This is a genomic window from Acinetobacter gyllenbergii (assembly GCF_001682515.1).
In the GTDB taxonomy this organism is placed as follows: Bacteria; Pseudomonadota; Gammaproteobacteria; order Pseudomonadales; family Moraxellaceae; genus Acinetobacter; species Acinetobacter gyllenbergii.
In genome coordinates this window covers 29744-42275 of sequence record NZ_KV575270.1, presented here as the reverse complement: position 1 = coordinate 42275, position 12532 = coordinate 29744, and the positions used below count along the sequence as shown (strand labels likewise).

The following is a 12532-nucleotide window of genomic DNA, read 5'->3' as shown; positions in this document are numbered from 1 at the left end:
TAGTGGCACGTGGTCCCCAACGTTATACCGATGAAGATTTTGAGTCATTAGACGGGCGTGCGAGTCGAACCGAGCAAAAGAAAGCCGTACAACGCATGGCCGCTTTGGGCGAGCAATTGGCTCAATTAAACCCCAAGCAGATTCAAAAACTTCCTGTCGATGAACGTTTAATTGATGCATTGCTTGAAGTGCAAAAAATCAGTTCATTTGAAGCACGTCGTCGTCAGTTCCAACGTGTTGGTAAGTTGTTGCGCAATGAAGATGAAACCACCATTTTGTCTTATCTCACGCCGCAACAAGGCGCAAAAAAACAAATGCAATTGATGCGTTGGGTGGATCGTATGATTGATCAAGGTGATCCAATCATTAATGAATTTAGCAAAGTGTTTAATGCGTCGGAACGTCATACCTTACGTCAGCATGTCTTGCGTATCCATCGTGATATCAAACAGCAAGTCAGTGAAGAAGAGTTAGAGGCGTCAAAACGCAAATTTGTGAACTATGTACAACAAGTGGCATTGTTATCTGAACAGTAATTAGAACGTTAAAAAAAGAAGTTTCCGAGGAAACTTCTTTTTTTATATGAGTACTTAGCTTCCAAACTCGCTGCTTGCCCGTTCCTTCGCCCATTCTCTTAAAATAAATTTCTGCAACTTTCCTGTTGAGGTCTTGGGAATCTCAGTAATCACCACATCTTTGGGAACTTTAAAGCGAGCCAGTTCTTTCTGACAATGCGCAATGATTTCTTCGGCAGAGACGGATGTGCCTTGTTTCAGTTCAATAAAGGCGCAGGGCACTTCTTGCCAGCGTGCGTCAGGTTTAGCGACCACGGCCGCTGTGAGCACCGCAGGATGGCGATATAGCACATCTTCAACCTCTAAGGATGAAATATTTTCGCCACCCGAAATAATAATATCTTTGGAGCGATCGGTAATCTTGGCATAGCCATCTGCATGACTGACGGCTAAATCACCCGTATGAAACCATCCACCTTTAAAGGCTTCTGCTGTGGCTTGAGGGTTCTTTAAATAGCCTTTCATCACGATGTTGCCACGAAACATAATTTCTCCCATGGTCTGTCCATCATTGGGGACGGGTTGCATCGTTTCTGGATCAAGTACCCGCATACTATCCTGTAGTGGATAAGGTACACCTTGGCGAGAGTGGAGTTGTGCTTGTTCCTGAATGGATAAATCACTCCAACCTGCTTGAGAAGCACATAGTGCTGAAGGGCCATAGGTTTCAGTCAAGCCATAAACATGATTGACGTTAATGCCGATATTGCGCATGCCCTCAATGATTGCCACAGGTGGTGCGGCACCTGCGACCATGACTTCAACATGATGCTCAAAAGCCGCTCTCTGTTCGCTTGGTGCGTTGATCAGCATGGACAGTACAATCGGTGCACCACAGAAATAATCGACTTTATGCGCTGCAATATAGTGAAAGATCAATGCTGGATCGACGCGACGCAAACAAATATTGGTACCGCCACTGGCAGCAATTGACCAAGCAAAGCACCAACCATTGCAATGAAACAGCGGTAAGGTCCAAAGGTACACCGCACGAGGTTTCATGCCGCAGGCTAGGATATTACTGGCTGCATTCAAATAAGCGCCGCGATGGTGATAGACCACACCTTTAGGATTACCCGTGGTGCCAGACGTATAGTTGAGGCTAATCGCATCCCATTCATCTTGCGGCAGTAGCCATTCAAACTCAGGATCACCGTGGGCTAACCATGATTCATACTCATATTGTCCAAGCGCAATCTGTTCGCCTTCAAATTCGGTATCAAAGACATCAATCACGATGATGTCTTGTGGTACCAGCGTGAGTGCTTCTGCTGCAACTTGGCGAAACTCAGGATCAACCAGCAGGACTTTGGCTTCTGCATGTTCGAGCATAAAAGCAATGGTTTTGGCATCGAGGCGAGTATTTAAGGTATTCAGTACTGCCCCCGCCATTGGTACCGCAAAATGCGCTTCAATCATGGCGGGGATGTTGGGTAAGAGCACTGAAACAGTATCGTTTTTTTGGATGCCCAAATTTGTTAATTGGTGTGCAAATTGACGACAACGCTGATACGTCTGTTGCCAAGTAATCTGACGATCAGCATGAATAATCGCCGCTTGCTGTGGGTAAATATAAGCTGCGCGTTCTAAATAACGTAGCGGAGACAAGGCCACAAAATTGGCGGGGGTTTTGGGTAATTCATCATATGCACTGACCATGTGTATTGCTTCCTTTCTGTTCTTTTCATTGATTACTATTAAGCTAGTCTGACATTGAGTCTAAAGCATTTAGGCTTTAGTCGGAGATGAATCTCGACTGATCTAGGGTTTTTCTGGTTCAGAGGTTTCATCCACAGCTAAACCCGTGTAAAATCTTGGATACTTTTTTATCCGCCGTTTTTTATCTTTTGAGGCTGCGCCTCAATACATAATCTCGCGGTGATATGCTCCTTCGTATAGGGCATCACTCCTTAAGGATTTTATTATGCCAATCATTACTTTACCAAATGGTGATCAGAAACAGTTTGATCATCCGATTTCCGTGATGGAACTTGCTCAGAGCATTGGTCCGGGTCTTGCAAAAAATACAGTTGCTGGCCGTATCAATGATCGTTTGGTGGATGCTTGTGATTTAATCACAGAAGATGCAACAGTTCAGATTATTACCCCTAAAGATGAAGAAGGTTTAGAAATCATTCGTCACTCTTGTGCGCACTTGGTTGGACATGCAGTTAAGCAATTGTTCCCAGAAGCGAAAATGGTGATCGGTCCAGTGATCGAAGAAGGTTTCTACTACGACATCTGGATGCCACGTCCATTTACTTTGGATGATATGGCAGCAGTCGAAGAGCGCATGAAAAAGCTCATCGACCAAGATTATGATGTCATCAAAAAGATGACTCCACGTGATGAAGTGATTGCAGAATTCACAGCACGTGGCGAAGAATACAAATTACGCTTGATTGCAGACATGCCGAACGAAACACAAATGGGCTTGTACTACCATCAAGATTATTTGGATATGTGCCGTGGTCCGCACGTACCCAACACTAAATTCTTGAAATCATTCAAACTCACTAAAATCTCTGGTGCTTACTGGCGTGGTGATGCGAAGAATGAACAGCTACAGCGTATTTATGGTACGGCTTGGGCGGACAAAAAGCAGTTAGCTGCTTATATCAAACGTATTGAAGAAGCTGAAAAGCGTGACCACCGTAAAATTGGTAAAGCTTTAGACCTGTTCCATATGCAAGAAGAAGCACCAGGTATGGTGTTCTGGCATCCGAACGGCTGGACCATTTACCAAGTGCTTGAACAATACATGCGTAAAGTTCAGCAAGACAATGGTTACCAAGAAATCAAGACACCACAGATTGTTGATTTCACTTTGTGGGAAAAGTCTGGGCATGCGGCAAACTATGCTGAAAACATGTTTACGACGCATTCCGAAAGCCGTAACTATGCAGTGAAGCCAATGAACTGCCCATGTCACGTGCAAGTGTTTAACCAAGGTTTGAAATCTTACCGTGACTTACCAATTCGCTTGGCGGAGTTTGGTTCTTGCCACCGTAACGAGCCATCAGGTTCTTTACACGGCATTATGCGTGTTCGCGGCTTTACTCAAGATGATGCGCACATTTTCTGTACCAAAGAACAGATTGGTAAAGAAGTGGCTGACTTTATTAAACTGACTTTAGATGTTTATAAAGACTTTGGCTTTGAAGAAGTACAAATGAAATTGTCTACACGTCCAGAAAAACGTGTTGGAGATGATGCACTTTGGGACTTGGCTGAAAAATCTTTGGCGGATGCTTTAGATGATGCTGGCTTGGCTTGGGACTTACAACCAGGTGAGGGTGCATTCTATGGCCCGAAAATTGAATTCTCATTGAAAGACTGCTTAGGCCGTATCTGGCAGTGCGGTACAATTCAATGTGACTTCAACTTGCCAATCCGTTTAGACGCGTCTTATGTCACTGAAGACAATGATCGTGATCAGCCAGTCATGTTGCATCGTGCAATTCTTGGCAGTTTCGAGCGTTTTATTGGTATACTAATTGAACACTATGCGGGTTTCATGCCACCTTGGCTTGCACCAATCCAAGCTTGTGTGATGAATATTACCGATTCACAAGCGGAAGCAAGTGAACAAGTGGTCGCAAAACTCAAAGAAAATGGTCTTCGTGCCATTTCTGACTTGAGAAATGAAAAGATCGGATTTAAGATTCGTGAGCGTACCCTAGAGCGTATTCCTTACCTTCTGGTTCTCGGTGATCGAGAAGTTGAAGAAGGTACAGTTAATGTGCGTACTCGCTCAGGAAAAAATTTAGGTACTATGTCAGTAGATGCATTTATTGACTTAGTGAAATCTGCCGTTGCCGAACGTGGCCGGTATATCGTGGAGTAATAAAGATTAAACAGCCTGACCGTAACCAACAACAAGGTGCTAAAAGTAACCGTCCTGCAATTAACGATGAGATCCGTGCAAAAGAAGTACGCCTCGTCGCTGCAGATGGGGAACAAAAAGGTGTTGTTTCATTAAATGAAGCATTGCGTGCTGCAGAAGAAGCTAATCTTGACCTTGTTGAGATTGTGGCGAATGCAGAACCTCCTGTTTGTAAGATCATGGACTACAACAAGCACTTATTTGACTTGAAACAGAAGCAAAAAGATGCGAAGAAAAAACAGCATCAAGTGCAAGTGAAAGAAATCAAGTTACGTCCAGCGACGGACGTAGGTGATTACCAAGTAAAATTGCGTGCAATTTTACGTTTCCTTGAAGAAGGAAATAAGGTGAAAATCACTTTGCGTTTCCGTGGTCGTGAGATGGCACACCAACAGCTTGGTTTAGCTCAATTACAAAAAATTGAAGCTGACGTTGCTGAGTTTGGTGTTGTTGAACAAGCTCCGAAGATGGAAGGCCGTCAGATGGGCATGTTACTTGGTCCGAAAAAGAAAAAGTAATTTTTTCTTAAAAAAAAGCACCGCAATAGGCGGTGCTTTTTTATGTCTACAATACTGCATTATTTCATTAAAAATTTTATAAGTGTCATCAACCAGCATCTGAATCAAAATATGATAGGGTAAATGAAACATGACAAAACTTAAAAATAGGAACAGGATATGTCAACAATTACAGGTACAGAACAACTCTCCGAAATTAATCAAAAAGTAGTACAAGACGGTGAGGTTCTACCTCAAGTTAAACTCAAAGATGGTAGTCGTGTCCAAACAGGAACAGTTGCCACCATGCTGCATAATATCAATCTCTATAATGCAGGCGTTCGCGGTGCGGTCGAAGACGAATTGATTTTAGCTGTGCCGACCTTATTTAAAGTCGGAATGTTTGATTTATTCTCTGTCGATGAATGGATCAATGGCAGCAATGCAGGTCGTAAATTTGTCGGTGAAAAGGCTAAGGAGTTCTTAGAAAGCCAAGCTTGAATCTTCACAACATTATCTTTGAAAACACGGCTTTATTGTTTCTTTTCGTGCCTATTTGCTGATTGAGATTGATGAAATGTGCTATAACGCAACAACAGTCAAGATAATGATGAACAGGACAATATAAATGATTGACTTATATTATTGGGGTACACCCAATGGGCATAAAATAACAATTGCTTTAGAAGAAATGGGACTCGAATATCAGATTTTCCCCATCAATATTTTAGAAAATGATCAGTTTCAACCTGATTTTCTAAGAATTTCTCCCAATAATAAAATTCCAGCAATTGTTGATCAAAATGGCCCACGAGGCGAGCCGATTTCAGTGTTTGAGTCTGGTGCAATCTTACAATATTTAGGTCGGAAAACGGGCTTGTTCTATCCAACAGATGAACAAGAGCGGGTTGAGGTGGAACAATGGTTGATGTGGCAAATGGGCGGTTTTGGTCCAATGCTGGGACAAAATCATCATTTCAATAAATTCGCACCCGAACGGATTCCTTATGCCATTGAGCGTTATCTCAATGAAACCAAACGCCTTTATACTGTTTTAAATAAGCAGTTGATTGGGCAAAAGTTTGTGGCGGGTGAATACTCGATTGCGGATATGGCAATCCTACCTTGGGCATTGCGTTATGAATGGCAAGGTATTCAACTCGAAGACTATCCATATGTGAAAGATTACATTGAACGTCTTACTGCTCGTCCTGCGATACAAAAAGCCTTATCGATCAAAGTGGGATGAGTCTGAATCAAAAGATAGGATGGCGTTGCTACTTCAAACATTGGGTGATTGCGATGGGATTGTTGTTGATAACGGCAATTTCATGCAGCCTCATGCAGTATTTGCTTGGAATTGATATTTTTTGGTTTATTGTTTTCGCCTTTATTGGAAGTCTCAGTTTAATTTTTTCATCTTTATTTGCTTGGTTGCAGCTTGAAACTGGAAACTCATATTTCAGTACAGGGGTGTTTGTTGGATTTTTAAGTGTATATTTAGTGTTATACATTTATCTTGACCTAACTGTGTCTATTGACTGGGCAGCAGTCTCTGCGGGTGAAATACAGCTGACCTGGTATCAAAAAATGCTTAAGTCTGATCTGGCTTTTTGGATCGCATTTCTTTTTCCATTCATTGTTTCAGTCATGCATTTTTCTATTCGATCGAGAGCAACTAAAAGCAAAAACTAATCCTTGGCAAAACCATATCTTTATTGTTGAAAGAAGGGCTGTTTTATAATTGTGTAATTTTTCATCTGATCAGTGCGTGTTCAAGCTACGATGCTTTAAGTTCAAAAAGATAACGTATCATGCAAACTCAAATATCAGCCCTTTATTTAGACAAGCTTGGTTTTGAAGGTGAGTTTTTACCGACTTTGGCAAACTTAAAGCTTTTGTTAAACCTCCATGTACAAACGATTCCTTTTGGTAATTTTTCCTCTTTTCTTGGAGAGGAGGTTTCTTTAGCACCGAATCAACTTGCTCAGAAATTATTGCTTGATGGACGCGAAGGCTATTGCCTTGAACAGAGTAGCTTGACCAGAATCGCACTGACTGAATTGGGCTATGAAGCCTATAACGTGCTGGGGCGGGTCTATTATCAGAGTACGCCGATCAGTACGCCTGTTCGGACGCATTTGGTCACAGTGGTTCGTATTGATCAGCACTTATTTTTGTATGATCCTGGGTTTGGCGGAATGACCCCAACCACGGTTTTATCACTTGATTTGATCGGTGAAACACAGCAAACACCGCTAGAACCATTTAGATTTGTTGAGGCTGCACAGAGTGGTCTGGATGCGACAGTGCTGACGGAAATGACATATATGCTGCAAGTCTGTCTTCATGATCAGTGGGTGAATGTCTATGCGATGAATCCCGAACAGCAGATTGCAGACGCAGATGCCTTGGTTGCCAATTGGTATATTTCCACCTCACATGAATCCTTATTTACCCAGCATTTAATGTTGTTTAGAGCCAACAATGATGCACGTACGACACTCAAAGATGGTGTACTTCGAATTCATGGCAAAGGACAATCGGAGAAAAAAGAGTTATCCACTTTTGACGCGTTTGAGCATGTGATTAAAACCGTATTTCGAATGAATATTTCGCAACAGCAGCTTAAAGCAGCTTGGGCAAAATTAGGCTTGAATGCATAGTGTTCACGTTATATGGTCTGCTCTTGATGATGTGCTGATCCTAGTTTGAGTGAATCCTGTTTTGATGTCCTATTTTTTATTATTTCTCTCAGCCTTTGGCGCTGCGACCTTATTGCCGTTACAGTCTGAAGCGGTATTAATGACATTATTGGTACAAGGACTTTCCAATCCTTTTTATCTAATTTTGGTTGCGACCATTGGTAATGTCTTGGGTTCCTGTGTGAATTGGTGGCTTGGACTGAAAATTGAACATTTTAAAGATAAGACATGGTTTCCTGTTTCAGAGCAACGGTTGCTGCAAGCACAACAGATTTATCATAAATATGGTTTTTATTCGCTGCTACTGAGTTGGACGCCCGTGATTGGTGATCCCATTACCTTGATTGCTGGCTTGATGAAAGAGAATTTTTGGCGATTCTTGTTGATTGTGACCATTGCCAAAGGTGGGCGATACCTCACTTTATACGCCCTCTATTTAGGAATCTTTTAAAAATGGGAAAGATGAGATGAGCTTTCCCATTAAGTTTATTGCTCGGTTCCTTTGGTAATATCGACTTTAAATAAGTCATTGGTTTTCAACCAGCAATAACTCACCACCGCCAGTGTCATACAACCACCCAGAATGGTTGCCGTAATGGTACCGAGGTATTTGGCTGCAAGACCTGATTCAAAAGCCCCCAGTTCATTACTTGAAGAAACAAACATTCCATTCACTGCTGCGACACGGCCTCGCATATTTTCAGGTGGGAAAATTTGCAAGATGGTTTGGCGAACCACCACGGAAACACTGTCACAAGCACCTGTCATGGCTAAAGCAAAGAGGGACAGCCACATATGGTTCGAGAAGGCGAACAGAATGGTAAACAGACCAAAGCCTGCCACAGCCAACAGCATATTACGCCACGCATGGTGCATGGGCGGAAACTTGGTCAGGACAATCATTGTGATCAAGGCACCAATTGAAGGGGCAGCACGTAAATAGCCAAGACCTTCGGGACCTACTTTTAAGATTTCTTCAGCAAAAATTGGCAACAGAGCAATCACGCCCCCAAAGAGTACCGATACCAAGTCCAGTGAGATTGCCCATAGAACAATTTTGGTTTTCCAAATAAAGCGGAAACCATCGGTCAGGCTTTGCAAGACATTCTCGGTTTCCATTTTGGGAAAGCTGCGTTTCTGTAAGCAATTAATCAAAATAAAGCAGATTGCCAGTAATGCGGTCACGGCAAACAGACTGTTTTCTCTGCCAAGAAATGCCAACATAAAACCACCCAACATTGGCCCGATAATGACACCACTTTGCCAGCCGATGGTGGTCCAAGTGGCACCATTGGCATACAGTTCGCGTGGAATCAAAAAGGGTTTCAGTGAGGTTGCTGATGGATTGTAAAAACCGCGAATGGTGCCTAAGGCAAAGATGACGGCATAGATGCCCCAAGACAGCGTGCTAATGCCAATTTTTTCTAAGCCATATAAATGGAACAAGCTCCAAAGCACCAAAGGCAAAGGAATGGAAAAGAATAAACAGACTTTCATAATACTTTGCTTATTCAGCTTATCCGCAAAATATCCCCCCCATAATGACAGGGTAATGAACGGAATCGCTTCTGCCAAACCAATGAAACCAAGTGTAAGTGGGTCACGTGTGATTTGATAGAGCGAATACGCTACGATAATTTCCTGAATCAAAATGGCCAGCGTTAAGCAAAATTGATTGAGGGTGACGATAGAGAAATCCCGATAGCGCAAGGCGGCAAAAGCGTCATTCTGTATATTCATATAGATAGAGATTTAAGAATTTGTTGTTATTATATGCGCTGATTTTGTGCATGTTTCTCATAATTTGAGAATTAATTATGGGAAATAACGTTTGCTGAAAACAGCGCTATTTCTGTCAAAAAATGAGCATTTTGCTTTTGTTTTGAGTAGAGATACTATATGATACTGCCTTCCTTACCTGCAGGTTGATTTGCAATAGTGCAAACGTGCCGAACAGGTGCCCAAAAGAGGTTACTATGGCTAAGTTAAAAACTCGCCGTGGTGCAGCTAAACGCTTTAAAGCGACTGCAAACGGTTTCAAGCGCAAACAAGCATTCAAGCGCCACATTTTGACCAAAAAATCTGCTAAGCGTATCCGTCAATTGCGCGGTTGTGTAATGGTTCACGTAAGTGACGTTGCATCAGTTCGTGCTATGTGCCCATACATCTAAGGAGATTATAAATGGCTCGTGTAAAACGTGGTGTAGTGGCTCATCGTCGTCACAAAAAAATTCTTGCTCGCGCTAAAGGTTACTATGGTGCTCGTTCACGCGTTTATCGCGTAGCGTTCCAAGCGGTAATCAAAGCTGGTCAATACGCTTACCGTGACCGCCGTCAAAAGAAACGTCAATTCCGTGCTTTATGGATTGCGCGTATCAATGCTGGTGCTCGTCAAAACGGTTTGTCATACAGCCGTATGATCGATGGCTTGAAAAAAGCTCAAGTGATCATCGACCGTCGCGTATTAGCTGACATCGCTATGCATGATGCAATTGCATTTGCTGCTTTAGCTGAAAAAGCTAAAGGCGCATTAGCTGCATAAGCTTAGAGATTCAAAGAAGGCCGCTTTTTAGCGGTCTTTTTTTATTTTTAATGAATTGGATTTTCAATAATAGATAATAATCAGAGAGAGATAATGCAAGACGAACAATTTTTAAATGATTTAATTCAACAAGTCCAACAAGGGCGTCAATTTAAATATTTATATTTCTGGGGACATACCCCAAAGCAAAACAATCATGTGGATAAAAGTTGTTTTAGCCAGTGGTTTCCATCGCCATTTGAACAGGATGGTGTTGAATATCTCACGGCAGAACATTATATGATGGCGCAAAAAGCTCGACTCTTTAACGATGAAGAGATATTTAATCAGATTTTGAAGGTCACACATCCGAATGAAGCAAAGCAACTTGGTCGGAAAGTACAGGACTATGATGAACAACTGTGGCAGGACAAGCGTTTTGAAATCGTAGTACAGGCAAACTTGGCTAAATTTTCACACTATCCAGAATTAAGAGATTTTTTACTTGCCACGCATGATCGTATTTTGGTTGAAGCGTCGCCTGTCGATCAGATTTGGGGGATTGGGTTGGCACAAGATCACCAGCATATCCAAGACCCGAGCCAATGGCGGGGGTTAAACTTACTTGGTTTTGCACTTATGCAAGTGCGCGCTCAGTTGCTATAGGCACAAAATGAAAAAGACCGCTGTTTAGTGGTCTTTTTCATCGGCTAATTTTTTTAAGTACTCTATATATGGCATAGATAAAAGCAAGAATCAGTATAAACAGATTGCCCCAAACAACTGCGAAATAAGCTAAGGTCCATAAAGCACAATAACACCATAGCATAGACCATAGAAATTTTATGATTCCTGACCAATGAAGATGGGGTTGGGGTTCAACGGATGAAGTGGTTTCATGCTCTGCTAATACGGGAGGGGTGGTTGAAAAGTCGATAGGATCTAAAGGTTTTGGAGAAAATTTAAAGGCAGTGTGCTGTTCATGCTGATGACTGATATTTGAGTTCTGATATTGGTTGGCCGTATATTTTAGGATAAGTACGTGGAATTCTTCGAGTGTATTACGTGCTTTTTCAAATTCTAGTTTTTCTGTTTCAGACATGTGCCAGTAATCGCCATTGTCATTTTTGATATGAGATTCATTGTCAAAGCGACTTTTTAAGCGAGCAGCATTGAGCATTAAAATACTGGCATAATTCTTTTTCAGATTATAGGGCAATACTGGGAACTGTTCTTCTATTTGATACATATCGCCTTCATAGCAATTATTATCAGTCAACGGAACAGGGTAACTTCCAAAGCGTCGAGCCACTGCAAAATGATAGATTTGTTCTTGATATTCATTGAAAAAGCTTTGCCAGGAAATAGGTTTTAAATCTTCAGCAATACTGGCAATGGCTGCGACAGGAAGATCGATTAACACATAGTTTTCAACGCTGTCATGGTAGTTGTTGTAGTCTGAGTATAATGGGTATCCATCGTTATCATAGCTTTGCCAAAGTGATTTTTCTTCACAATGGACCAGTGCTTTGAACTGTTGTTGAGGAAAATGGCAGACAAGGCAAAAGTCACCATCACTTTGGGTAAAATTAAAAAGTTTTGATTCACTCAAATAATTTGAGAGATCGGATGCCGAATGTAAACTGATTTTTTCTAGGCCTTGTGATTTCAAACACGTTAAAAAATGCGAAGCAGAGCCTGCCAGTAAATTACCTTGCTCAATATTTCGTAAAATAGGAAAGTGGGTGAAGAGTAAAGGATGGCGGTCTAAAAGCTCGGAATCTACGCCGCCAGTTAAAAATTCATTTCCATAACTGACTAATGCGATTTGACGGTAAATTCTGGGTAAATGGAGATACACTCTTCTTCCTATTATAATCATTTTGAATTGAAGATAGAGTGATCGGAAAGTGATGAGAAAACAATACCATTTTCGCAATATTGGACAAGATCTATATATCTGGGATGTTCATCATTTACTTGAGTTAACCAAAAACTTGATGCCTAAGAAGGTGTTACTGGCTGATATTCAAGAGTTAAGCGAAGCCTATTGGTTTTCAGAGCAATCTCCAACAACACAACAAATCATTGAGCACGTTCAACTGATTCAAGATGCTGATCTGAGCTATCCAATTATTTTATGTGCGCAAGGGCGTGTGATGGATGGGATGCATCGTGTCGCTAAAGCCTGTTTACTTCAACAAGTAGATATTCTCGCCGTGCAATTTGAACAAACGCCTGAACCTAATTTTATCAATATGGATGCAGATGATTTGGATTATGATGAGTAAGACAATTTATTGATTTATTTAATGATTACATAACCCAAACATGTTCGATTAGACTTT

At 41.7% G+C, this 12532-nt stretch carries 15 protein-coding genes; 12 read left to right on the top strand and 3 right to left on the bottom strand.

Going from position 1 to position 12532, the window contains the following annotated elements:
* Window positions 1–2: 2 nt before the first annotated feature.
* Window positions 3–536, top strand: a complete 534-nt coding sequence (yjgA, locus tag NG55_RS18165) for a ribosome biogenesis factor YjgA (RefSeq protein ID WP_005239647.1) — start codon at window positions 3–5, stop codon at window positions 534–536.
* 54 nt (window positions 537–590) lie between these two features.
* Here the strand turns inward: yjgA and NG55_RS18160 are convergent, their stop codons facing one another.
* Window positions 591–2234: an acyl-CoA synthetase gene (locus NG55_RS18160; RefSeq protein WP_065344033.1), complete on the bottom strand. Its 1644-nt coding sequence runs from the start codon at window positions 2232–2234 to the stop codon at window positions 591–593.
* A gap of 265 nt (window positions 2235–2499) precedes the next feature.
* On the opposite strand from NG55_RS18160, the gene thrS reads away from it, so the two are divergent.
* The 7 genes from thrS to NG55_RS18125 all read left to right on the top strand — a co-directional run bounded on the left by thrS (window position 2500) and on the right by NG55_RS18125 (window position 8114).
* Window positions 2500–4422 carry a threonine--tRNA ligase gene (thrS, locus tag NG55_RS18155; RefSeq protein ID WP_005239645.1) on the top strand — a complete coding sequence of 641 codons (1923 nt, stop codon included), beginning with the start codon at window positions 2500–2502 and terminating at the stop codon, window positions 4420–4422.
* A gap of 5 nt (window positions 4423–4427) precedes the next feature.
* The gene (gene infC, locus NG55_RS18150) at window positions 4428–4979 is read left to right on the top strand and encodes a translation initiation factor IF-3 (protein ID WP_079281829.1); all 552 of its coding nucleotides are present in this window, start codon (window positions 4428–4430) and stop codon (window positions 4977–4979) included.
* Between the two features lie 159 nt (window positions 4980–5138).
* Window positions 5139–5459 carry a DUF7709 family protein gene (locus NG55_RS18145; protein ID WP_065344032.1) on the top strand — a complete coding sequence of 107 codons (321 nt, stop codon included), beginning with the start codon at window positions 5139–5141 and terminating at the stop codon, window positions 5457–5459.
* A 127-nt stretch (window positions 5460–5586) separates the two neighbouring features.
* Window positions 5587–6207, top strand: a complete 621-nt coding sequence (locus tag NG55_RS18140) for a glutathione S-transferase N-terminal domain-containing protein (RefSeq protein ID WP_065344031.1) — start codon at window positions 5587–5589, stop codon at window positions 6205–6207.
* The gene (locus NG55_RS18135; RefSeq protein ID WP_065344030.1) at window positions 6204–6653 is read left to right on the top strand and encodes a hypothetical protein; all 450 of its coding nucleotides are present in this window, start codon (window positions 6204–6206) and stop codon (window positions 6651–6653) included. Before NG55_RS18140 ends, NG55_RS18135 begins: the two co-directional genes overlap by 4 nt.
* A gap of 119 nt (window positions 6654–6772) precedes the next feature.
* Window positions 6773–7624 (top strand): arylamine N-acetyltransferase family protein, encoded by an 852-nt coding sequence (locus tag NG55_RS18130; RefSeq protein ID WP_065344029.1) that lies wholly within the window; start codon window positions 6773–6775, stop codon window positions 7622–7624.
* A gap of 64 nt (window positions 7625–7688) precedes the next feature.
* Window positions 7689–8114, top strand: coding sequence for a YqaA family protein (locus NG55_RS18125; protein WP_016542074.1), 426 nt, complete (start codon window positions 7689–7691; stop codon window positions 8112–8114).
* 35 nt (window positions 8115–8149) lie between these two features.
* Here NG55_RS18125 and NG55_RS18120 read toward each other — a convergent pair whose 3' ends face one another.
* Complete coding sequence (locus NG55_RS18120) at window positions 8150–9403, bottom strand: MFS transporter (protein WP_065344028.1); 1254 nt, start codon at window positions 9401–9403, stop codon at window positions 8150–8152.
* A gap of 236 nt (window positions 9404–9639) precedes the next feature.
* On the opposite strand from NG55_RS18120, the gene rpmI reads away from it, so the two are divergent.
* The 3 genes from rpmI to NG55_RS18105 all read left to right on the top strand — a co-directional run bounded on the left by rpmI (window position 9640) and on the right by NG55_RS18105 (window position 10850).
* On the top strand, window positions 9640–9834 hold the full coding sequence (gene rpmI / locus NG55_RS18115; RefSeq protein ID WP_004637967.1) for a 50S ribosomal protein L35: 195 nt from the start codon (window positions 9640–9642) through the stop codon (window positions 9832–9834).
* A gap of 11 nt (window positions 9835–9845) precedes the next feature.
* A complete protein-coding gene (rplT, locus tag NG55_RS18110; protein ID WP_004655655.1) occupies window positions 9846–10205 on the top strand; it encodes a 50S ribosomal protein L20 in 360 nt (119 codons plus the stop codon).
* A 93-nt stretch (window positions 10206–10298) separates the two neighbouring features.
* Window positions 10299–10850, top strand: coding sequence for an NADAR family protein (locus NG55_RS18105; RefSeq protein ID WP_065344027.1), 552 nt, complete (start codon window positions 10299–10301; stop codon window positions 10848–10850).
* A 37-nt stretch (window positions 10851–10887) separates the two neighbouring features.
* On the opposite strand, the gene NG55_RS18100 is transcribed toward NG55_RS18105, so the two are convergent.
* Window positions 10888–12045, bottom strand: a complete 1158-nt coding sequence (locus NG55_RS18100; RefSeq protein ID WP_228704198.1) for a hypothetical protein — start codon at window positions 12043–12045, stop codon at window positions 10888–10890.
* Window positions 12046–12097: 52 nt separating this feature from the next.
* Here NG55_RS18100 and NG55_RS18095 point away from each other — a divergent pair, with 52 nt between their 5' ends.
* Window positions 12098–12475, top strand: coding sequence for a hypothetical protein (locus NG55_RS18095; protein ID WP_023270771.1), 378 nt, complete (start codon window positions 12098–12100; stop codon window positions 12473–12475).
* Window positions 12476–12532 lie beyond the last annotated feature (57 nt).